We start from the raw sequence: 23,046 nt of genomic DNA on the forward strand, positions 1-23,046 counted from the left end.
TTTAATTTCTACTTTCTGATGAGTTGCTTATAAGGTCTTTTAAATTTTTTTGTTCAAAAAAATGATTGATATGGATTTCAAGTTCGTCCCATAAATTATGAGTGATGCATTTTGTGGTCTTACTATTGCATCCCTTTTTAGACTCCTTCTTGCATTGAACAGTTTTAACTTCTTCATCTACAGCACTAAGTATGTTTGCTAATTTAATTTCTTCTGGTTCTTTGTTTAAGATATAACCTCCATTAGTTCCTCTAATGCTTTTTACGATATTATATTTTTTTAACTTAGAAAAAATTTGCTCTAAAAAATCCAAAGAAATTCCTTGTCTTAACGATATATCTCTCAAAGGTACTGGATTAACGCTATTGAACTTAGCAAGGTCAGCTAAAGCCATTACCGCATATCTACCTTTTGATGTTAATTTCATATTTACCCTTATTTAAGAAGGCTTTTTATATAAACTTGACCAAATTAGTCAAGTATCCAATATAAAAAAAAGATAACATATTGTCGCTTAGTTATGATAAGTGTATTTTTTTTTGAGAATAATAATCAATATCATTTATGGATAACAAAATAGTAGAAGTTTTCATACCTGGGCCTGCTGGAAGATTAGAAGCAAAATATTTTAAAAGTGATAAAAACACTTCACCAATAGCGTTGGTGCTTCAGCCACACCCTCAATATGGTGGAACAATGAACAATAAAGTTGTTGTTGACACATTTCATACATTTATGGAAAATGAATTTTCAGTTTGTAGAGTTAACTTTAGAGGTGTTGGTAAAAGTGATGGTGAATTTGATAATGGCCAAGGAGAATTAGCTGATGCAGCAGCAGCACTAGATTGGCTTGAAAGAGAAAACTTTGATAATTCTCAATGTTGGGTTTCTGGATTTTCTTTTGGCTCATTAATTGCAATGCAATTATTAATGAGGAGACCTGAAATAAATAGATTTATTGCAATATCTCCTCAGCCAAACGTATATGATTTTTCATTTTTATCTCCTTGTCCAACTTCTGGATTAATGATCTACGGAAAGAAAGATGAACTAGTTCCAGTTGAACATATTGCTGAACTCGATAAAAGATTAAGTGCTCAAAAAGGAATTAAAGTTGACTTTCAAGTTATAAGTGATGCTAATCATTTTTTTTCAAAGACTGAAGATGTTTTGATGAAACATTTAGATAAATATATTAAAAAAGAGTCTGCTTTATTTTAAAGTTAATAATTTTTAACTAAAATTCCACCAGTACAAGATTTTTTAACGTTTGTTGTTTTAACAAATGAAATTTCTTTTTTAAGTAATGATCTTATTGCAAGATATGCAAAGGCCTGCGACTCTATAAAATCGCCATTAATATTATAATCGTCAATTAAATCTAAATTAATATTATTTGGTAGTTTGTTTCTAATATTTTCAATTAGTGTTAAGTTTCTTCTTCCACCACCACAAACTAATAAATTAATTTTATTAGTTTTATCTTTTTTTGCGATTTTAATTATTGAGTCACAAATAATTTCACTAGTAAATTTTGTCAAGGTTGAGAGTCCATCTTCATAAGATAAACCTCTAACAAAACTTAAATCAAAATCTTTTATATCAAATGAGAGATTTTTATTTTTGTTTATATTTTCAAAATTTTCAGTAGCTTGGTTCAAGATGATTTCATCTATTTTTCCAATACTTGCTGCTTTGCCATTTAAATCATATCTATAACTAGTATGCTTTCTAACCCATTCATCTAATAAACAATTACCAGGCCCTATGTCATAACTTATCAGATCATCATTTTTATTTGATGTTATGATAGTAATATTTGCTATGCCTCCAATATTTAGAATAAAAACTGGTAACTTAATTCTATTTTTATTTATTATTAAATTATGAAAAATTGGTGCTAGTGGGGCTCCTTGACCGCCATTCGCTATATCATTAGCCCTAAAATTATAAATTACATCTTTTTTTAAAAGATTAGATAATAATGACCCATCACCTAATTGTTTTGAAATTTTTTGGCTTGCATCATGAAATATGGTTTGACCATGAAAACCAATTAAATCCACCTCATGATCAATTTTATTAATAATCTTATTGCAAATTTCTGCATGATATAAAGTGATTTTTCTCTCAATTTCACTTACTAATTCAGAATTAACAATTATATCATCAGCAGAATTAATCTTGTTTCTTAGATTTACTAAATCTTTATATAAAGCCTGATCATATTCAAAGAATTCATCAAAAGTTGACTCATATTCATTTTCCCCATCCGATCTAATAATTGAAGCATCAATACCATCCATTGAAGTTCCACTCATTAAACCTAAAGAGGTATAAAATTTTTCCATTCTTAATTTTTAAATAAATATTGTATATTCTTGATAGCATATTTATGAATATTTTTTTAAAAGAATTTAAAGAAAGAGGTTTTTTTTACCAATGTACTGGAGAAGAAAATCTATCTCAATTACTTGATAAAGAAAAAATTAATGCTTACATTGGTTTTGATTGTACAGCTGAAAGTCTTCATGTTGGAAGCTTGCTTCAAATTATGTGTCTTAGATTGCTGCAAAAACATGGCCATCGTCCTATAGTGTTACTAGGTGGAGGGACAACTAGAATTGGAGATCCATCAGGAAAAGATAAAACTAGAACTATTTTATCAGAAGAAGAAATTAAAAAAAATATTAAGAATATTGAAAAAATATTAAAAAATTTTTTAACTGATACTAACCCAAAAACAAAACCTATATTCGTAAATAACTATTCTTGGCTAAAAAACTTAAATTATATTTCTTTTTTAAGAGATATTGGAAAACATTTTACAATAAATAAGATGTTAAGTTTTGATAGTGTTAAAACTAGATTGGAAAGAGAGCAATCTTTGAGTTACATGGAATTTAATTATATGATTTTACAAGCATATGATTTTCTTGAACTAAATAAAAAAGAAAATTGTATGTTGCAAATTGGTGGTTCTGATCAATGGGGAAATATTGTAAATGGTGTTGAATTAATTAAACGATATTCAAATAAACATGTTTATGGCCTCACTACACCTTTAATAACTCTAGCCTCTGGAGCAAAGATGGGAAAAACAGAATCTGGTGCTGTTTGGTTAGATAAAAGATTTCTTTCTGGTTATGATTATTGGCAATTTTGGAGAAATATTGATGATCGTGATGTTTTAAAGTTTTTAAAAATTTTTACAGATATTACATTGGAAGAAATTGAAACTGTTAAAGATAAAAATATAAATGAATTAAAAATTTTATTAGCAAATAAAACTACTGCTATGCTACATGGTGATGAAGAAGCAAAAAGATCTGAAGAAACAGCAAAACAAACGTTTGAGAGTAGAGTGCTGGGAGACAATTTACCAACTATTCAAATTATGAAAAAAAAATTAGACAATCAACTTAACATCATAGATCTGATAGTTATGTCAAAGTTAGAGAATTCCAAAAGTGAAATTAGAAGATTAATTAAAGGAAATGGCGTTAAGATTAATAATCAAACTATCTCTGATGAAAAAATGCTTATCTCTAGAACTTTGTTTAAGGATAATTTAATAAAGCTCTCTTTAGGTAAAAAAAAACATATAAAAGTAGAATTAATTTAGTTCTTTTTTAATTTTTCTAGAGTTCTTGTAATAAATCTTGGTGTTAAAGTTTTAACAGGATTAACGGTAGTTGATAAGTCTTCTGGTGGTCCTTTAATTTTAAAGCTAACGCCAAATACTCCCTCTCCAACCTTGTCTCCAATTAATAAATCACCTACAAATGGTATCGAAGCAATGGATCTATTTATTGTTGTTGCTGGCACTAACGTTCCTCGTAGACTAACTAATTTTTTACTTTCTATATAACCATCCATTAATATCGATACAGCTGGCCCTATGGCATACATTTCATCAATATTAGTAAGACCTTTTTTATTAGAAAATCTCATTTCGAGGTCAGTAAATCTTATTCCTTCACCAGTAAGAATATCTGCTATTCCCTGAAGTGAAGCTAAGCTTAAAAGTTTAGCAAAAATAGGAACTTTTTGAACTTTAAAGTCATCAATAATTAACACTGAGTTCGATACACCATCTTTTTTAATGGATTTAAAATTTAAATTTCCTTCTTCAAATCCTTTTATAAATTTATATCTCTTAATTAATGGTTTTGGGTAATCTGTAATTAGACTTGTGGTGGTTTCCTTTGCATCATTAGTTAACACTGCAAGTGAAATCTTTTTACCATTTGGAAAGTCTGCATCAAGTATTAGATTGTTAATCTTATTATTTTTTAAAATTACATATCCTGATAAATTATTGAGATGATTAATTTCATCAATATAAGTTTTTTTAATATTTATATCGACTCTACTGTTAAGATTTTCAAAAATAGAAGAATTTTCATCATCACTATCCATGATATTATCAATTAGCTTTGATAGATCTAAGTTATCTCCCTCAACAATAAAATTGGAACTATCTTTTCTTAAATTGAATTTATTAAGAATTTTATTTTTATTTTTATAATTGATATTAGCTTTTTCTATATCTAAAACTTTAAAATTTTTATCTAGCTTTAAATTTTTAATCAAAATTTTATTTTTGTTTTCTTCTAAAGAGATAGTTTTAAATTTAAGTAAGTTTCCTTTTTTGAAGTCCCCATTTATTATAATTATAGAGTTTACATCTTCTTTTTTTTCATAATTTAGAGGAACAATTTGTAAGGAATTATCTTTAATATTAAATTTAGTATTAAATGAAAATTGATCATTATTCTTATTAATCTCATAAGTTATTTGTTCAGATTTATCAGTAAAAAAAATACTGCCCGTTCCTTTCACTTTCAGTTTGTCTTTTTTGTAATTAATTTGAATTTTATTTTTTTCAAATAATATTTCTTCTTTTGTGTTTTTTAAATATGCACTTAAATCAATAAATTTTTTAAAGAAAATTAACTTATCTAAGTCAAGTGTAGTTTCAATATCAAGTTTATTAATTTTAAATTTCTTATTAATTTCAAATGAAAGTTTGTTGTTAGAGCTAAATTCAATTTCTTTTATATCTTTAAGATTAATTAAACCTTTGGATATAAAATTTAAATCATCACCATCTAATTTTTGATTTTTTGTTAAAAATATTCCGTCTATTAAATATAAATCTTTTTTTTTTTAATTTCAATTAGCGGTGAATCTAATTTAATTCTATTAAAAGAAGTTTTAATTTTACTTAATGAATATTGATTTTTATTTAAATTAAATAAAAAGTTTAAATTATTAAAAGTTGACTGATTTAATAAATCCAATCTTGCGTTTTTAATAGATCCATTAATCTGATAGTCGTTTTTTATTTTGCCCTTAGAATCAAAGTTTATGCTAACATCAACTTCTATTGAACCATCCTTAATAATTTTGCTTAAAATAAATAATTGAGGAGAATTGTGAACTTCTCTAGTAAAGAATAATAAGTCATTAATCTTTATTTCAGCAGTTGAGATTTCCAAATCATCAATTGAATATTGATTGTTAATAAAAGATTTTATTGAAATATTTGTTTTAATATTCTTTATATCAATCAGTCTATTATCAATTGATAATTTGGAATTGTTTATCAAAATATTTATACTTAAATCTTTTAGATTTAATAAATAGTTAACATCATTTATTTGAAAATTAATTTTACTGTTAACTTCTGAAATGCTTTTTTTAATCTGACTATTAAATTTATCTGTTTTTAAGCCAAAAATACTAAGATATAATATTCCTAAGATTAAGACTAAAATAACAGTTAATAGAGTTTTAATTATTCCTTTAATCATTTTACTTTATATAGGGAGCTCTCTAAAAAGTCGTCAATTTCTCCATCTAGCACTTTATCAGGATTAGAGCTTTCAAAATTAGTTCTGTTATCTTTTACCATTCTATATGGGTGTAAGACATAAGATCTAATTTGGTGACCCCATCCTATTTCTGATTTTGAAGACTCTAAATTTTGACTATCTTTTTCTTTTTTCTTCATTTCAAAATCATAAAGTCTCGCTTTAAGCATATTCATACAGGTTTCTTTATTTTTATGTTGAGATCTTTCATTTTGACACTGGACAACTATTTTAGTTGGTAGGTGTGTAATTCTAACAGCGCTGTCGGTTGTATTAACATGCTGTCCTCCTGCACCACTAGATCTGTAAGTGTCTATTCTTAAATCTTTTTCAATAATTTCAATATCAATATTTTCGTCTACTATAGGATACATCCATACGCTAGCAAAGCTAGTATGTCTTCTTGCTCCTGAGTCAAATGGAGAAATTCTAACCAATCTATGAATACCTGATTCAGACTTTAGCCAACCAAAAACATAATCACCTTCAATTTTAATTGTCGAAGATTTTATTCCTGCTTCGTCTCCTTTATGTTCACTAATTAATTCTGATTTAAAACCTTTTATGTCAGACCATTTTAAATACATTCTTCTAAGCATTTCTGCCCAATCTTGGCTTTCTGTACCTCCTGCCCCCGCATGTATTTCTACATAGCAATCTAAACTATCAGTTTCATTAGACAGGAAACATTTTGTTTCATTCTCTTTAGCTGTTTTTTTTAATTTTATGATACTTTCTAAAACTTCTTTAATTATTGATTGATTTTTTTCTTCTGTGGCTAAATTATTTAATTCATCTAAATCGGCAAGAGATACAGAGGTATTCTCATATGAATTTATTAAGTCTTCATATAGCTTTTTTTCTTTAATTATTTTTTGTGAGATAGATTTATTCTGCCAGAAATTATTTTCTAACATCTTAGCATTATTTTTTTTTAATTTTTGACGAATATCATTTTTTTCAAAGATACTCCTTAACTCTGTGGTTAATTTTTTTGATTTCTAATTTGTGATTTATGTATTCGTTATCCATTAATAAAACCTTAATATATTATTGTTTTTTAATCTATTGTTAATATCTTGATTTGCTAAATTATCACCAGGTAAATTTTTATATGCCTCAATTATGGTTGATTTAGTTGATGAGCTTGGTTTTTTTCCAGTAATTGGATCTATTACTTTCATGATAATATTATCTGCAACTTTGAATGGTCTAGCTTCTTCTTTTTTAACTGCATTTTTTACAAAATTTTTAAAAATTGGTAATGCTGTTTTTGCCCCTGTTTCATATTTTCCTAACGATTTGGGATTATCAAACCCAACATAGGCACCAATTACAAGTTTTGATGTAAAGCCTATGAACCATGTATCAGTATTGCTATTTGTGGTGCCAGTTTTTCCACCAATATCTAAGTTTAGATCTTTTAAATTTTTTCCTGTACCATTTTGAACAGTACCCTCTAATATTGATGTCATTTGATAAGCAGTTTCAGGAGAAAATATTTGTAAAAATTCGTCTGTGATATTTGGATAATTTTCACTTAAATAAGAAATCTGATCACAATTAATACACTTTCGTTTTTCATTATTGAATATCGTATTTCCTTCACTATCTTGAATTCTATCAATCATTATGGGCATTATAAGCTTTCCTCCGTTGACAAAAGATGAGTAAGCTGATGTTAATTTTAATAGTGTTGTTTCAGCTGAACCAAGTGAGATTGATAATAGTTCACTTGGATCTTCGTAAATTTTTAGTTGTTTTGAAAAATTAACTATCTTCTTAAGACCTAGATCTTGGGCTATTCTTACAGTCATCAAATTTCTAGATTTTTCTAATCCCATTCGTAAAGTTGAAGGACCATAGAATTTTTTTCCATAATTTTCAGGTTTCCACATCTTAAGATCTGATCCCTGCTCTAAAACGAGAGGAGCATCTAATATTAAAGTTGATGGCGTATATCCATTCTCAAGTGCCAACGCATATATGAATGGTTTAAATGCTGACCCAGGCTGTCTTAATGCTTGAGTTGCTCTATTAAACTCACTTTTTTTAAAACTAAAACCACCACTTAGTGCTAGCACTCTTCCTGTAAATGGATCCATAACAACTATTCCCCCATTAACTTCAGGTAGCTGTCTTAATGCATAAGTATTACTTTTTAATTTTTCAACGTAAATTATATCACCAACTTTTAGTATTTGATCAAACTCTTTTTTTACCCAAGAAATATTTTCATATTTTATGGTGCCATTTTCTTTATTTTCTGTTTCAATATCTACAAAAAACTTATCAATCTTTATTACTATAGCAATCTCCCAATTAATTGATTTTTCTAATCTAAATTTATCTAAATTAATATCTTTGTTCCAATTATCTAATTTTTTACTATTAATTATTGGACCTCTCCACCCTCTTCTTTTATCGTAACTTATTAGTCCTTCTCTTAAAGATTTTATTGTAATTTTTTGTAAATCTAAATTAATTGGGGTGCTTATATTCAATCCTTGTTTATAGACTTTATCAAACCCTAATTTCTCAACAACATCTTTTCTAATATCTTCTACGTAATAACTGGTATCTTCTGTAAAAGTTTTTTTTCTTTTTTTTAAACTGATTTTATTATTAGTGAATTCCTTGTAATCGCTTTCATTTATGTAGCCATTTTCTAAAAGATTTTTTAATACTAGGTCTCTTCTAAACTTTGCTAATTTAATATTTTTATATGGATTATATCTGCTAGGAGCCTTAGGTAATGCCGCTAACATAGCTGCTTCTTCATAGCTTAATTCACTAATTGGCTTATCAAAATACTCAAGGCTTGCAGATGCAACACCATAAGTTCCTTCTCCAAGATAAATTTGATTTAAATAAAGTTCTAATATTCTTTCTTTTGAAAGTGCTCTTTCAATTCTAAATGCAAGAATTGCTTCTTTTATTTTTCTATTTAAACTAACTTCATTTGTTAATAAAAAATTTTTAGCTACTTGTTGCGTTATAGTTGATGCCCCTTCTAGTCTTCTTGATGCTATAATATTGGATATATTATTTACTACAGCTCTAAGTACTCCTTTTGCATCTACACCGGGATGATAAAAAAAATTTTTATCTTCAGCTGATAGAAAAGAATTTATAACTTTTTCAGATATTGCTTTATAGGGAACAAAAATTCTTTTTTCTGAAGAGAAGTCATTTACTAGCTCACCATCTCCTGAGTAAACTTTGCTTGAAACAGCAGGTTTATAGTTCTTTAGAAATTTATAATCAGGCAAATTATTAGAAAAGGCCCATAAAACTGCTATTATTGATAATGCAGACAATAGACCAAAGCTTAAAATTAGTATAAATATATTTTTAATTATTTGATGCATTAACTTTAATATATATATGAATTTGTTAAAGATAAGGCATCAAAGTTAAAACAAAATTTAAAATTATTTAAATATAATGAAACAATTAATCAAAAATATATGGAAAAAAATTTATACATTGATGCTTCGCATCCAAACGAAACTAGAGTTGTTCTTAAATCTGGCGATAATATCGAAGACTACGAATACGAAGGTTTAAAAAATAATCTAATTAAAAACAATATCTATCTTGGTAAAGTTAGTAGAGTTGAGCCCTCTCTGCAGGCTGCATTTATAGATTTTGGAAGAGAAAGACATGGATTTTTATCATTCAACGACATTCAATCTGACTACTATCAAATTCCTCAAAGTGATTTAATTAAGATCAAAGAAGAGGAAGAGAGAGAAAGAGAAGAGCTTTTAAAGGAAAGTGAAAAAGAAGAACAAAAAAATATTAATGAAGGCAATTTAGATATAAACGATCCAGTTGAGGTTCAACCTGTGTTGGATTTGGAATTAAATACATCTGAAGAATTAGTTGTATCAGAAGAAGCTACTATAGATGGAGGTGTTAAAGAAATACCTGAAATCGAAAATGTTAAAAAACCTCAATCAAGATTTAGAGCCAAGAGATATAAAATCCAAGAAGTTATCAAGCCAAATCAAGTAATTTTAGTTCAAGTCTTAAAAGATGAAAGAGGACAAAAAGGTGCTGCCTTAAGCACTTTTATTTCAATTGCTGGTAAATATATTGTGTTAATGCCTAATACTCCAAAAGGAGGTGGAATATCTCGTAAAATATTTAATCCAGGGGAAAGAAAAAAAATCAGATCAATTTTAAATGAGATAGTTATACCAAAAGAAATGGGTCTTATAGTTAGAACAGCAGGATCTAATAAAACTAAAAATGATATAGATCATGATCTACAAACATTAATTAAAACATGGAATGAAATCAAAGAAACAGCTCTAAATTCAATTGCACCTTCTTTAATTCATCAAGAAAGTGATATTATAAAAAGAACTTTAAGAGATATATATGACGAAGATACTAACAGTATTGTTATAGAGGGAAATGAAGCTTATAAAAAGGCGCAAGGGTTTATGAAATTAATGATGCCCTCACATGTAAAAAAAATAAAAAAATATCGAGAAAAAACCCCTCTTTTCTTTAAAGAAAATATTGAACAAAAGTTAAATCAAATTTATGACACAGAAATAAAATTAAAATCTGGTGGTTATTTGGTTATCAATCCAACAGAAGCTTTAGTTTCTATTGATATAAACTCTGGAAGTTCGATAAAACAAAAAAATGTTGAAAGCACAGCTTTAGATACAAATTTAGAAGCAGCTGATGAAATATCAAGACAAATAAAGATTAGAGATTTATCTGGCTTAATAATTATAGATTTTATTGACATGCTAAGCTTTGGTAACAGAAGATTGGTCGAGAGAAGACTAAAAGAAAAATGTAGAACTGATAGAGCAAGAATACAAATAGGTAGAATTAGTACATTTGGTCTACTAGAGATGTCAAGGCAGAGATTGCGAGAAAGTGCTGTCAAATGGAAAGTAACGCTAACTGATGAATCATTTTCACTTAAAATACTTAAAATGGTAGAAGTAAAAGCTGTTTTAACTAAAGCTAAGTTTGTTGAATTGAAGATTTGTCAAAAAATTTCTGATTTTATGAAAGAAAATTTCATAGAAGATTTAAAATTTTTTGAAGAAAAAAACCTTATAAAGATAGATATTATTGCAGATAACGCTTTAATAATTCCTGAATATATAATTAATTTACAAAATAAGAGTAAAAAAACTATTGAGATTGTAGAGCACTTTGAAAAATTAAAAAATCTAGAGGATCAAAAAAAAGAAGCTAAAACATATGAAATTTCTAACAAAAAGAAACCATTAAAGAAAAAGCCTTTTTTTAAAAAGAAATTTTATAAAAATCCAGCTGCTTAAATAATTCCTGTAGTTGGTGAAGAAGCACCGCCATAAATAGTTTTTTCTATTCTGCCAGCTAAGTATGATTGTCTCCCTGCTATAACTGCATCTTTAAAAGCTAAAGACATTAAAAAAGGTTTTTTAGCTTTTGCAATAGCAGTGTTAGCCAAAACACCGTCACAACCCAACTCCATAGCAATAGTTGCATCTGAAGCCTGTCCTAATCCTGCGTCAACTATTACTGGAAGTTTTGTCTGACTTCTTATTATCTTTATATTTGTTGGATTCAAAATACCAAGGCCTGAGCCAATAGGAGCTGCCAATGGCATTATTGCACTCGCTCCCACATTTTCTAATCTTTTAGCCATTAATGGGTCATCATTACAGTAAACCATAACCTTAAAACCTTCCTTGGTTAGAACTTCAGTTGATCTTAAAGTTTCTATCATATCAGGGAATAAATTTTTTTTATCACCTAGAACTTCTAACTTGACCAATTTCCATCCTCCAATTTCTCTTGCCAATCTTAAGGTTCTAAGAGCTTCCTCTGAAGTGAAACAGCCAGCTGTGTTGGGTAAATAGGTAATTTTTTTTGGGTCAATATAATCCATCAATAATGGTTTTTTCTTATCAGAAATATTAACTCTTCGTACCGCAACAGTAACAATATCTGCACCAGATAATTTAATTGCTTTTGCACATTCAGACATCGTTTTATACTTTCCAGTACCAACAATTAATCTGGAATTAAATTTTTTTTTTGCAATAATTAATTTATCGTTTATCAATTTTAACCACCTCCAATAAAGTGTACGATCTCTATCTTGTCATCTTTTTTTAATTTGATATTATCTAGTTTTTTTTTATCTACTATTTCGTGATTTAATTCAATTGCAACTTTTTTTAAAGGAATTTTAAGCTGATTCAATAAGGTAAAAAGACTTAAATTTTCATTTATTGTTGAAAATTTACCATTAACTTTAATTTTTATTTTTTTTATTTTTTTCATACTATATAAGTCTCTGATGAGTAATAATATTATAGTTATTAATGGTCCCAATCTTAATCTATTGGGTAAAAGAGAACAATCACAATATGGTGCTATAACTTTTGAACAACTAAAAGAAAACTGCCAAGCTAAAGCTAAAGAATTAAATGTTAATTTAGAATTTTATCAATCAAATATTGAAGGTGAAATTGTTACACGTATACAAAAATCAAAAAATGAACATGACGGTATAATCATTAACGCTGCCGGTTTTACACATACTTCTGTTGCTATAAGAGATGCTTTAGATATCTTTAAAAAACCAATCATTGAACTTCATATTTCAAATATATATAAAAGAGAAGAATTTAGACAAAAATCTCTAATTAGCGATATTGCTACTGGTGGTATTTTTGGCCTTGGAGATTTTGGATATATTTTGGCCATAATCTCTATGCAAAACATGTTGAAAAAATGAAAATAGATAAAAATATTATCAAAGAATTAACTGATTATCTTAATGAGTTTAATTTAACTGAAATTGAGTACACAGAAAAAGATACAAAAATAAAAGTATCAAAATCAACCAATACTGTTTCTGCAAATTCGAGTGTTGCAACTCAGCTCACTCCTTCATTAAATAAAGAAACAGCCAAACCTGCTATTACTGGAACTGAGGTAAAATCTCCAATTATTGGAACCGCCTACCATGCCCCAGAACCTGGAGCTAAAAAGTTCATTGAAGTGGGGAAAAAAATTAAAAAAGGTGAAACGGTTATGATTGTTGAAGCAATGAAAACTATGAACCACATACCATCTACAGCTGAAGGAATAGTAAAAGAGATTTGCGTAGAAGATGGCCAACCTGTTGAGTATGGTCAAACGATTATCATCGTAGAGTAATGTTTAAAAAAATTTTAATTGCAAATAGAGGTGAAATTGCAGTTAGAGTTATAAGAGCCTGCAAAGAATGGGGAATTGCTACAGTTGCAGTGCACTCTGACGTTGACAGAGATAGTATGCATGTAAGATTAGCAGACGAAAGTGTTTGTATAGGCTCACATCAACCTGCAAATAGTTATTTAAATATTCCAGCATTAATGTCAGCTATTGAACTTACAAAAGCTGAAGCTGTTCACCCAGGCTACGGTTTTTTATCTGAAAACGCTAACTTTGCCAGAGTACTAGAAGAGAATAATATTAAGTTTATTGGTGCGTCATCCAAACTTATAGAAATGATGGGTGATAAAATTCAAGCAAAAAAAATTGCAAAAGAACATGGTTTGCCTGTTATTGAAGGATCCGAAGGTGGTGTAAAAGATATTAAACAAGCAAAAGAACTGTGTAAAAAAATTGGCTTCCCTGTTTTAATTAAAGCCTCTGGTGGCGGTGGTGGTAAAGGAATGAAGATAGTACATAAAGAAGAAGAATTTGAAAATTCTTTTTCAACAGCCAAGTCTGAAGCACAAAAATACTTTGGCAATGATGAAGTATATATAGAAAAATTTTTTCAAAATCCAAGACATATAGAAGTTCAAGTTTTATCTGGTAAAAATAGAACAGTTCATTTGCATGAAAGAGATTGTTCTGTACAAAGACGACATCAAAAATTAATCGAAGAAACTCCAAGCCCTGTTTTAACTGATCAAATAAGAAAAGATCTTTTTGAAAGAACAGTCAATATGGTAAGTAAAATTGGTTATGAAGGTGCTGGAACTGTAGAGTTTATTTATGAAGATGGAAAATTTTATTTTCTTGAAATGAATACACGTGTTCAAGTTGAACACCCAGTTACTGAAATGGTAACTGGTATTGATATCATTAAAGAACAAATTTGGATTGCTTTCAGTGGAGATACTGCTTTAAAACAAAGTGATATAAACCCTAGGGGGCATGCTATAGAATGCAGAATAAACGCTGAGGATGCTAGTAAAAATTTTCAGCCCTCTCCTGGTACAATTGGTATGTGCCACCAGCCTTCAGGATTTAGAACTAGAGTGGATGGTGCTATATTCCAAGGTTACAAAGTTACTCCTTATTATGACAGTATGGTATGCAAAGTGATTACTCATGGAAGAAATAGAACTGAAGCTATTCAACGTATGAATAGATCTCTTGATGAATTTGTTATTGAAGGCATCACAACAACAATACCTCTTCACAAAATTCTTCTTAATCATAAAAAATTTATAGAGTCTGATTTTAATGTTAGTTGGTTAGATAACGAAAAAGTATTTTAATAACATTTTGTTAACCAAATATCATATACAGGGTGATCGAATGGATTGATTGCAGGACTAGAAGAGAACGTCCAACCATTAAATACAAAGACTTCATTATTATCTCGGTTAGTTAAATCTTGAACTTGAATGTATGCAGTAATTTCTGGATTATCATCAAACTCTGAATTTTTACATTTAAGGCTTTTTATTAAAAGATTTTGAAATTTAACTTCTTCACCAATATTTAATTTTAAAGAGTTGGTTTTAGAACTCACTTTGTCTAAAATTTTTAATTCAATAAAACTATTTGGAATACTTTCTAAAGCAGACAATGAAGATGAAAAAATTATAAAAAATATTAGTAATGAAAAAGATGTAAAACTAACTTTTCCAGGTAGTATACTTTTTTTTAATATCTTCATTATTTTTATTTGGGTGATAAGCGTTAGATGTGCCGGTTTGATTAGATTGATGAGGTTTTTGCCAATCATATTTTTTTAAATCATGATTGTTTTCTATTTTATTTTTTGTAAAATGAATCCACGAGTACCATTCGTTAGGTATTTTTGATGCATCAATTTCATCACTATAAATAACCCATCTTTTACCATCTTTACTTTCGTAATATTTGTTTCCTGTCGAATCAGTCCCAACAAGTTTTCCAAAAAATAAAGTCTTTAGTTTTGTTCCAAGTGTTTCCTGATTCCACCAAACAAAAATTTTTTTTAAAAGTGTCAACATATAATTTAATTCTTTCTTCAATCTAAAATTGTATAATTTAAATTAGACTAAAGTAAGGATTTGTATATAAATTAATTATCTTAAGATTCAAAATAAAAATTAATTAAAGGAAAAATGGCAAAATATTTAGTTGAAACATATTATACATGTAGCTTTAAAGTTAATCATTACTTAGATGACATCAATGAAAAAGAATTAGCTAATCTAGAAAAAAGAGACGATGGAAAATTCGAAGTTTTAGATGTAAAGCTTGATACTAGAAAAACAAAGAGTTTAGACTCGAACAATAAAGTAACTGAAACAAAAAAATTAGATATTATTTCGGAACAAAGTCAGCCAAAAACAATATCAAAAGAAAATAATACTACTTTTGTCAAAAAAATTAATGAAGGTGTAAGTAAACGTTTCAGTATGCCCGATAGAAGAAAAGGCTATATTCAAAAAGCAACTATTGGAGATCATAAAGTTTATCTTCACACTGGAGAATATGAAGATGGTAAAATTGGAGAAATCTTTATTGATACGAGTAAAGAAGGAGAGCTGGTGAAAGCTTTAATGAATAATTTTGCAATAGCTATTTCACTAGGCTTACAATACGGCGTTCCTTTAGATGAATTTATTAGTGCTTATGTTGATACAAAGTTTGAACCATCAGGAAAAGTTTATGGAAATGATAGAATTATGAGTGCTTCGTCTATACTTGATTATATATTTAGGGAGCTCGCTATCTCTTATCAAAATAGAGAGGATCTAGCTCATACTCCTGCAATTGGAGGATCTGATCGATCATCACCTGAAGAAGAAAATACTGAAGATCAAAATCAATTACTTAAAATTGTTAAAGACATTACCAGCAAAGGATTTGTAAGAAACAATTATAAGAAAAATTTGGTTGATTTATCTGATGTTAAGATCAGTTTAAAGGGTAAAAAGTAAATTACTTTTTCAACTTTATTGCTAAACCAAGTTCTTTAAGTTGATTTTCACTAACATCAGAAGGAGCATTCATCATTAGATCTTGAGCATTCTGATTCATTGGAAACATTGTAACTTCTCTAATATTTTTTTCGTTAGCTAAGAGCATTACAATTCTATCAATACCGGGTGCAATTCCACCGTGTGGAGGAGCACCATAACTTAGAGCATTAATCATTCCACTAAATTTTTCATCAACATGCTTTTTTTGATATCCTGCAATTGAAAATAGTTTATACATTAATTCAGGCACATGGTTTCTTATTGCACCAGAAGATAGTTCTATTCCATTACAAACAATATCATACTGATAAGCTTTAATCTTTAACGGATTATCAAAATCTATATCTTTAATATCTCCTTGAGGCATTGAAAATGGATTGTGGCTAAACTCAATTTTATTAGTTATTTCATTTTTTTCAAACATGGGGTAATCAACAATCCAACAGAAAGCAAAAATATTCTCATCTATTAAGTCTAAGTCCCTTGCAATCCTATCTCTTGCAAGAGCAGTAATCTTTTCAACTTCATTAATTTTACCACAAGCAAAAAATACACTGTCTCCTATGTCAGCACCAGTTATTTTCATTATTTCTTTAAGTGATTCTTCTGAGAAAAATTTACCCACAGGTCCTTTAGCAGTAACATTGTCATCTTTTTCAATTGTAAAATAAGCTAACCCAGATGCTCCCTGCTCTTTAGCCCATTTGTCAATGTTATCAAAAAAACTTCTAGGTTTATCCTTTGTATTTTTTGTGACAATACATCTTACTTTTGATCCAGATTTTACAAGTTTTTTAAATATTTCAAAAGTTACATCCTTTCTTGAAAATATTTCTGTTAAATCTGATATTACTAATGGATTTCTTAAATCAGGTTTATCAGAACCATATTTAAGCATAGATTCTTCATAAGAAATTCTTGGAAAGCTTTCATGCATTAATTTCTTGGATGAAAATTCTTTAAAAACATTTACTATTAATTGCTCAACTACTCTAAAGACATCTTCCTGTTCTACAAAAGACATTTCAAGGTCAAGCTGATAAAATTCTCCTGGACTTCTGTCTGCTCTAGCATCCTCATCTCTAAAGCAAGGTGCAATTTGAAAGTATTTATCAAATCCAGAGACCATTATTAATTGTTTAAATTGTTGAGGCGCTTGGGGTAAGGCATAAAATTTTCCAGGATTTAGTCTACTTGGAACCAAAAAGTCTCTTGCTCCCTCAGGACTCGAAGAAGTTAAAATTGGAGTTTGAAACTCTAAGAAACCCAATTTAAACATTTCGTTTCTTATAAAAGAAATAACTTTTGATCTTAAAATAATATTATCATGAATTTTTTTTCTTCTAAGATCTAAAAATCTATATTTAAGTCTTATTTCTTCAGCATATTCCTGATCACTAAAAACAGGCATTGGGAGTTCTTTGCATGAGCCCAGCACTTCAAAAGAGTTTATATTGACTTCAATTTCACCAGTCTGCAAATCTGAATTAATAGTTTCATTACTCCTTTTTATTACTTTGCCATTAACTTTTATTACACTTTCTAACTGTATTTTTTCAAGAGATTTAAAACTTTCATTACTTTTATCTATAATACATTGTGTAATTCCATAATTATCGCGCAAATCAATAAATAACAAATTACCATGATCTCTTTTTTTGTTGATCCATCCAGATAATATAATCTCTTCTCCATTGTTGGATATTGATAATTCGTTACAATTATGTGTTCTATACTTATTCACTTAATTTTCTAAAGCCTCATTAATAATTTTAAAATCGATTGATTTTTTCTTTTTTAAACTAATTTCATCAATTTTATATATGAATTCAAATATTTTGCTATACGATCTGTCTATTCTTTTAATAATATAATCAATCAACTTTTTATCTAATGTAATTTGTCTATCTGATAAATTTTTCAGTATTATAGCAAACATTAACTCATCATCTGGGTTTTCAATTTTTGCTAAAAGACAATTTTTTGTTCTAGATCTTAGATCTTGTAACTTAAAATCAATTTCTACAATCGGTTTATTTGATGTAACAATTAAAAATTTATTATCCTGATCAATTATATTAAAAAGTGTGTAAATGAGGTTTTCATCAATTTCTAAGGTCAAATCCTCTAGTACAATACATTGAAAGGATTTAATGGTTTTAAGATCTTCATTATTTAATAAATTTGACTCAATCTTAATTCCATTAAATTTTTTTAAAAAAATATTAACAAGATGAGTTTTGCCAGAGAACTTTTCACCACTTATATTTAAAATGTTTTTTTCCCATTTTGGCCATTTATTTATAATTTCAAAAGTGTAATAGTTGCTTTTTCCAACATAAAAATCATCATCTTTAAAATTTTGCTCATAATTAAAATCTAGTAATAATTGGTTCAGACTTTTCATTTAACTACCCATACATTGTCGGTCATGACTAAATCAAAATTTTGTTTCCTCATATCGCTTAAAAATAGTTTTGGAGAGCCATTATAAATTATTCTAATTTGAAAATTTTGATTATCAAATTTTAATGTATAAAATTCTGATATAAGGTCCATATTTGCTAAAACATTTTTTATTTTAGATATTCTTTTATAATCTTTTGAGTTTAAAGAAATAGTAATTGGAAGTTTAATTGATGTATTAATTTCATTATTTTTTTTCCATTGATTTTCATAGTCATTTTTTAAATCTATGATTAATTTTTCTACATTGGTTTCATTTTGCAAATTAATTTCACTATATGTTTTATTTACAAGTTTAGTTGAATTATCTAAATTTATTTTAGATAAAATTTTTACTTCATTTTTTGTTTTATAGACTATTAATATTATATGATCTTTGATGTCATATTTTTTTACCAATCTATTAAAATCATATACTTCAATATTGTTAATTTCTTCTTGGATATTATTTAGATCATCTAAATCTTCACTTGGTAAAAAGTATTCTAATAATTGAAAGTTATTTTTTTCATTATTCCATTTATTATAAAACGGATTTTCATCATAAAGATCGACTCTTTCTTTTTCAGTGTCGAATAAAACAGGTATCAATAAAACTTTGTTTTTTATAGGTGCGGATGGAAAAATATTTTTATTTTCAAGAAATTTTAAAACTTTTTTTTTATTAAAAGTTGTTTCAAGAATAGCAAAGTACTCATTGTCGACAAATTTCTCCTTAGAGATTGTAAAAGAATCTATCATTTCTTTAATTTTAATAATTGGAGTATTTTTAATCTTTTTTTTATCGGTAGTGGTTGTGATCATTGACAAAAGATTAATGAAAGATGTTTTAAAACCATCATCAATTACAGTATTTTTTTGGAAATTTAACTCAAATGATGAAGAAATTTCAATATTTGATACTTTGAATGCATTGGCATGCAAATAGGTTGTGGAAAAAATTATTAAAAATAGAACGATATAGCTAAAAATTATATATAGTTTTGAAAATCTTAAAAATTTATTAAAAATTTGCATATTTTATACTAATGAAAAAAAAAAATTTACCTATGAAAAAAGTGGAGTGAACATAAATGCTGCAGATAACTTTGTTAAATTTATATCTTCAATTTCAACAAAGAATAAAGGCAAAAAAAAGTTTCAAAATATTGGTGGTTTTGGATCAATATCTAGCATTCCAAAAGATATAAAAAAACCAAAAATTGTAGCCTGCACTGATGGTGTGGGTACGAAAGTTGAAATAGCTAATACACTCAATAAATTTGATACAATTGGTATTGATTTAGTTGCAATGAGCGTTAATGACTTAATCGTTCAAGGAGCAAAACCTTTATTATTTCTAGATTATATCTCTATTAATAAAATAGATTTAAAGAAATTGAAATCAATCCTTAAGGGCATTGTAAAAGGATGTAAGATTTCAAATTGTGAACTTGTTGGGGGAGAAACCGCTGAAATGCCAGGTACTTATGCAAAAGGTAAATTTGATATTGCTGGATTTGCAGTGGGCATAGTAGATGGTAATAAAGTTTTAGATAAAAGAAATATTAAAAAAAATGATTTAATTTTAGCAATCCCCTCAAATGGTATTCATTCAAATGGATATTCATTAGTACGATATGTCTTAAAAAAAAATAATATAAATTTTAAAAATAATAAATTTTTAAAAAAAGAACTTATCAAACCAACCAAAATTTATGTTAATGAGATTTTAAATTTGATTAAAAGTAAACTCTTAAATTCATGTGCCAATATTACTGGAGGTGGCCTTGAGGATAATATTAAAAGAGTAATACCAGATGGTCTTTCTGCTGATATTAATTTGGATAAAGTAAAAACTAAAAAAATTTTTAAATGGCTAAAACAAAATAATATTAATGATAAAGAGATGTTAAAGACATTTAATTGTGGTGTTGGTTTTTGTTTAATAATAAAACCACAAAACTTAAAAAAAATTAATAAGTTTTTTAGCAAAGAATTTAAACCTTACGTTATTGGCAAAATAACTTCAGGAAAAAATAAAGTCAAACTTAATGGCAAAATTGATTGGTCATAATAAAATAAAAACTGCAGTTTTTATTTCAGGGACTGGTAGCAATCTTAAAAACTTAATTAATTTTTCAAAAACTAAAAAAAGTCCAATTTCTATAGATTTGATAATTTCAAATATAATTAAAGCAAAAGGTTTGAGATATAGTAATCAATATAAAATCAAAAAGAAAATATTAAATTTCAAAAATATCAAAATAGCTGAAAAAAGATTATTAAATTTATTAAAACAAAATAAAATACAATTTATTTGTTTGGCAGGATTTATGAAAATTCTATCTAGTAAATTTATTAAACAATTTAACGGCAAAATAATTAATATTCACCCTTCTCTACTTCCTAGATATAAAGGTTTAAATACTCATATTAGAGCAATTCAAAATAAAGATAAATTTACAGGCTGTAGTGTACATTATGTTACAGAAAAACTGGACTCTGGAGAAATTATAATACAAAAAAAAATTAAAATTTTAAAAAAAGATACACCAAAATCTCTTGCTAAGAAAGTTCTTAAGCAAGAACACAAACTTTATCCTAAAGCAATTTTAAAAATTTTTAATTAGTCTTTGAAAAAGAAATTAATTTCTATTTTTGCATTTTCAACGCTATCTGAACCATGTACAGAATTTTTATCAATTGAAATTCCATATTTTTTTCTAATGGTGCCCTCTTCAGCATCTTTTGGGTTTGTGGCTCCCATTAACTCTCTATTACCTAATACTGCATTTTCTTTTTCAAGAACCATAACAACTATTGGACCAGATGAAAGATATGCGCATAAATCATTGTAAAATGGCTTTGTTTCATGAACTTTATAAAACTGCTCTGCTTCACTTTTTGTTATTTGAATTTTTTTGTCTTTTACAATTTTAAAACCTTTATGTTGAAACATTTCCTTAATTTCTGTCTCTAAATTTCTTTCTACGGCATCTGGTTTAATTATTGATAATGTTTGCTCTAAACTACTCATAATGATCCTCTATTAGTTGGTTTAATAATCTTACCCCATAACCTGTTGCTCCACCTGAATTTAAAGCACCACCATATTTTGAAAAAGCCATACCTGCTATATCTAAATGAGCCCAGGGTGTTTTGTTTAAAATAAATCTTTGTAAAAATTGTGCGGCTGTTGTTGATCCAGCACCACCAACATAGTTAATATTTTGCATATCTGCATTTTTTGAGTCAATTAATTTATCAAAATTTTTATGTAGAGGCATTCTCCATAATTTTTCATCAACTTTTTCACCAGCTTCTAATAATTGTTTTGATAATTTATCATCATTTGAAAATAGCCCTGCGAATTCAGATCCTAAAGAAACTATTATAGCGCCTGTTAAGGTTGCTAAATCAATCATAAATTTTGGTTTAAATTTTTTCTCTGTAAAAGTTAGAGCATCAGCTAAAACTAATCTTCCTTCAGCATCGGTATTTAATATTTCAATTGTTTTACCACTATAAGATTTGACTATATCCCCTGGTCTTTGAGCGTTTCCACCAGGCATATTTTCAACAAGCCCTACAACACCAACAGCATTAACTTTTGCTTTTCTTAAAGCTAAATTTTTCATTAAACCCACAACTGTAGCTGAACCAGCCATATCATAAGTCATGTCTTCCATAAATTTTGCAGGTTTTAAAGAAATGCCTCCAGTATCAAAACAAACCCCTTTACCAACAAATGCCACCGGTTTAGAGTTATCTTTTAAACCATTCCATTCCATTGTTACTAAATAGGATCCTCTAATGCTACCTTGTCCAACACCAAGTAGTGCATTCATACCTAATTTTTTTAATTTTGTTTCGTCATAAATATTTATTTTTAAACCATCTTTTTTAAGTCTATTTATTCTTTTTGCATACTCATCAGGGTGTAAAATATTTCCAGGTTCTGAGACGAGATCTCTTGCAAAAAAAGTTCCCTCTTCTAGAGCTTTAAAACGTTTTTGTTGTTGTATAGGAATTTTATTTTTATTGTCAATTACATTAATAGAAATTGATTTTCTATTCTTTTTGGATTTGTAAAAATTAAACTCATATGATTTTAATTTTAATCCGTGCAGGAAGTAAGCTGCAAGATTTTCAGTTTTACTATTGATAGTGTCTGCATTTATAAAATAATTATCATTTTTATCATAATTAATATGGCTATGAAATTTAGCACCTAAGCTTTCTATATCAGATGTTTTCAAATCTTTCTTGACAGACACCAAATATATTGTTTTTTTTGAATTAATATTAAATACAAGAATATCTTTTTTTAAATCACTATTTTTTAATAGATCAGATATGTAAGAATAATCACTAATTGAAATATTCTTTTTAAGTTGAATAATATTAAATTTTTCATCAACAAATAAAACAAGATTTGAAGATGTTTTATTTACAAATTTAGTAGAGTAATTAATTGCAATAGACATAAA

The 23,046-nt window shown here is 27.5% G+C and carries 24 protein-coding genes; 9 read left to right on the top strand and 15 right to left on the bottom strand.

The genetic code is table 11. The annotated features are described in order from the left end of the window. Position 1: 1 nt before the first annotated feature. A complete protein-coding gene (locus tag AC5SLL_RS04265; protein WP_494572720.1) occupies positions 2-427 on the bottom strand; it encodes an RrF2 family transcriptional regulator in 426 nt (141 codons plus the stop codon). Positions 428-576: 149 nt separating this feature from the next. Between AC5SLL_RS04265 and AC5SLL_RS04270 the strand changes: the two genes are divergently transcribed. Beyond that, on the top strand, positions 577-1,221 hold the full coding sequence (locus AC5SLL_RS04270; protein WP_494587067.1) for an alpha/beta hydrolase: 645 nt from the start codon (positions 577-579) through the stop codon (positions 1,219-1,221). Between the two features lie 2 nt (positions 1,222-1,223). Here the strand turns inward: AC5SLL_RS04270 and AC5SLL_RS04275 are convergent, their stop codons facing one another. Then, positions 1,224-2,351 (bottom strand): anhydro-N-acetylmuramic acid kinase, encoded by a 1,128-nt coding sequence (locus AC5SLL_RS04275; protein ID WP_494586213.1) that lies wholly within the window; start codon positions 2,349-2,351, stop codon positions 1,224-1,226. A 44-nt stretch (positions 2,352-2,395) separates the two neighbouring features. Here AC5SLL_RS04275 and tyrS point away from each other — a divergent pair, with 44 nt between their 5' ends. Beyond that, the gene (gene tyrS, locus AC5SLL_RS04280; RefSeq protein WP_494586214.1) at positions 2,396-3,625 is read left to right on the top strand and encodes a tyrosine--tRNA ligase; all 1,230 of its coding nucleotides are present in this window, start codon (positions 2,396-2,398) and stop codon (positions 3,623-3,625) included. Here tyrS and AC5SLL_RS04285 read toward each other — a convergent pair. From AC5SLL_RS04285 to AC5SLL_RS04300, 4 genes are all read right to left on the bottom strand, one after another. After that, complete coding sequence (locus tag AC5SLL_RS04285) at positions 3,622-4,845, bottom strand: hypothetical protein (protein WP_494586215.1); 1,224 nt, start codon at positions 4,843-4,845, stop codon at positions 3,622-3,624. The genes tyrS and AC5SLL_RS04285 overlap by 4 nt on opposite strands. Positions 4,846-5,150: 305 nt before the next feature. Then, on the bottom strand, positions 5,151-5,819 hold the full coding sequence (locus AC5SLL_RS04290; protein WP_494586216.1) for a hypothetical protein: 669 nt from the start codon (positions 5,817-5,819) through the stop codon (positions 5,151-5,153). Then, positions 5,816-6,847, bottom strand: coding sequence for a peptide chain release factor 2 (gene prfB, locus AC5SLL_RS04295; RefSeq protein ID WP_494587068.1), 1,032 nt, complete (start codon positions 6,845-6,847; stop codon positions 5,816-5,818). Before prfB ends, AC5SLL_RS04290 begins: the two co-directional genes overlap by 4 nt. A gap of 63 nt (positions 6,848-6,910) precedes the next feature. After that, a complete protein-coding gene (locus tag AC5SLL_RS04300; protein WP_494586217.1) occupies positions 6,911-9,250 on the bottom strand; it encodes a penicillin-binding protein 1A in 2,340 nt (779 codons plus the stop codon). Positions 9,251-9,349: 99 nt separating this feature from the next. Here AC5SLL_RS04300 and AC5SLL_RS04305 point away from each other — a divergent pair, with 99 nt between their 5' ends. Continuing rightward, positions 9,350-11,197, top strand: a complete 1,848-nt coding sequence (locus AC5SLL_RS04305; RefSeq protein ID WP_494586218.1) for an Rne/Rng family ribonuclease — start codon at positions 9,350-9,352, stop codon at positions 11,195-11,197. On the opposite strand, the gene AC5SLL_RS04310 is transcribed toward AC5SLL_RS04305, so the two are convergent. Beyond that, on the bottom strand, positions 11,194-11,967 hold the full coding sequence (locus AC5SLL_RS04310; RefSeq protein ID WP_494586219.1) for a thiazole synthase: 774 nt from the start codon (positions 11,965-11,967) through the stop codon (positions 11,194-11,196). The two genes, AC5SLL_RS04305 and AC5SLL_RS04310, sit on opposite strands and share 4 nt — an antisense overlap. Positions 11,968-11,969: 2 nt before the next feature. Next, positions 11,970-12,188 (bottom strand): sulfur carrier protein ThiS, encoded by a 219-nt coding sequence (gene thiS / locus AC5SLL_RS04315; RefSeq protein ID WP_494586220.1) that lies wholly within the window; start codon positions 12,186-12,188, stop codon positions 11,970-11,972. A gap of 16 nt (positions 12,189-12,204) precedes the next feature. Here thiS and aroQ point away from each other — a divergent pair, with 16 nt between their 5' ends. Genes aroQ through accC form a run of 3 tightly spaced genes read left to right on the top strand, consistent with a single transcriptional unit; the run spans position 12,205 to position 14,407 of the window. Beyond that, on the top strand, positions 12,205-12,645 hold the full coding sequence (gene aroQ, locus AC5SLL_RS04320) for a type II 3-dehydroquinate dehydratase (RefSeq protein WP_494586221.1): 441 nt from the start codon (positions 12,205-12,207) through the stop codon (positions 12,643-12,645). After that, positions 12,642-13,070, top strand: a complete 429-nt coding sequence (locus tag AC5SLL_RS04325) for an acetyl-CoA carboxylase biotin carboxyl carrier protein (RefSeq protein ID WP_494586222.1) — start codon at positions 12,642-12,644, stop codon at positions 13,068-13,070. Before aroQ ends, AC5SLL_RS04325 begins: the two co-directional genes overlap by 4 nt. After that, positions 13,070-14,407, top strand: coding sequence for an acetyl-CoA carboxylase biotin carboxylase subunit (accC, locus tag AC5SLL_RS04330; RefSeq protein ID WP_494586223.1), 1,338 nt, complete (start codon positions 13,070-13,072; stop codon positions 14,405-14,407). The genes AC5SLL_RS04325 and accC overlap by 1 nt, the downstream gene beginning before the upstream one ends. Here accC and AC5SLL_RS04335 read toward each other — a convergent pair. Both AC5SLL_RS04335 and AC5SLL_RS04340 read right to left on the bottom strand, forming a co-directional pair. After that, positions 14,404-14,811 carry a DUF2155 domain-containing protein gene (locus AC5SLL_RS04335; protein ID WP_494586224.1) on the bottom strand — a complete coding sequence of 136 codons (408 nt, stop codon included), beginning with the start codon at positions 14,809-14,811 and terminating at the stop codon, positions 14,404-14,406. The two genes, accC and AC5SLL_RS04335, sit on opposite strands and share 4 nt — an antisense overlap. Beyond that, entirely contained in the window at positions 14,771-15,130 is a 360-nt protein-coding gene (locus AC5SLL_RS04340) for an NADH-ubiquinone oxidoreductase subunit NDUFA12 family protein (RefSeq protein ID WP_494586225.1), read from the bottom strand. Before AC5SLL_RS04340 ends, AC5SLL_RS04335 begins: the two co-directional genes overlap by 41 nt. 114 nt (positions 15,131-15,244) lie before the next feature. Here AC5SLL_RS04340 and AC5SLL_RS04345 point away from each other — a divergent pair, with 114 nt between their 5' ends. Beyond that, positions 15,245-16,066 carry a TSCPD domain-containing protein gene (locus AC5SLL_RS04345; protein WP_494572735.1) on the top strand — a complete coding sequence of 274 codons (822 nt, stop codon included), beginning with the start codon at positions 15,245-15,247 and terminating at the stop codon, positions 16,064-16,066. Position 16,067: 1 nt separating this feature from the next. Here AC5SLL_RS04345 and aspS read toward each other — a convergent pair whose 3' ends face one another. From aspS to AC5SLL_RS04360, 3 genes are read right to left on the bottom strand one after another with little or no spacing between them, the layout of a single operon-like run. After that, positions 16,068-17,852 carry an aspartate--tRNA ligase gene (gene aspS, locus AC5SLL_RS04350; protein WP_494586226.1) on the bottom strand — a complete coding sequence of 595 codons (1,785 nt, stop codon included), beginning with the start codon at positions 17,850-17,852 and terminating at the stop codon, positions 16,068-16,070. Continuing rightward, positions 17,853-18,515: a P-loop NTPase family protein gene (locus tag AC5SLL_RS04355; RefSeq protein WP_494572737.1), complete on the bottom strand. Its 663-nt coding sequence runs from the start codon at positions 18,513-18,515 to the stop codon at positions 17,853-17,855. Then, entirely contained in the window at positions 18,512-19,591 is a 1,080-nt protein-coding gene (locus AC5SLL_RS04360) for a hypothetical protein (RefSeq protein ID WP_494586227.1), read from the bottom strand. The genes AC5SLL_RS04355 and AC5SLL_RS04360 overlap by 4 nt, the downstream gene beginning before the upstream one ends. Between AC5SLL_RS04360 and purM the strand changes: the two genes are divergently transcribed. Both purM and purN read left to right on the top strand, forming a co-directional pair. Further along, the gene (gene purM / locus AC5SLL_RS04365) at positions 19,590-20,630 is read left to right on the top strand and encodes a phosphoribosylformylglycinamidine cyclo-ligase (RefSeq protein ID WP_494587069.1); all 1,041 of its coding nucleotides are present in this window, start codon (positions 19,590-19,592) and stop codon (positions 20,628-20,630) included. The genes AC5SLL_RS04360 and purM overlap by 2 nt on opposite strands. Beyond that, complete coding sequence (gene purN / locus AC5SLL_RS04370; protein ID WP_494586228.1) at positions 20,608-21,186, top strand: phosphoribosylglycinamide formyltransferase; 579 nt, start codon at positions 20,608-20,610, stop codon at positions 21,184-21,186. Before purM ends, purN begins: the two co-directional genes overlap by 23 nt. Here the strand turns inward: purN and ndk are convergent. Both ndk and AC5SLL_RS04380 read right to left on the bottom strand, forming a co-directional pair. Then, complete coding sequence (gene ndk / locus AC5SLL_RS04375) at positions 21,183-21,593, bottom strand: nucleoside-diphosphate kinase (protein ID WP_494586229.1); 411 nt, start codon at positions 21,591-21,593, stop codon at positions 21,183-21,185. The genes purN and ndk overlap by 4 nt on opposite strands. After that, on the bottom strand, positions 21,586-23,043 hold the full coding sequence (locus AC5SLL_RS04380) for a leucyl aminopeptidase (protein WP_494586230.1): 1,458 nt from the start codon (positions 23,041-23,043) through the stop codon (positions 21,586-21,588). Before AC5SLL_RS04380 ends, ndk begins: the two co-directional genes overlap by 8 nt. Between the last annotated feature and the right edge of the window lie 3 nt (positions 23,044-23,046).

It is taken from the genome of Candidatus Pelagibacter sp. PS_43, from assembly GCF_059417795.1.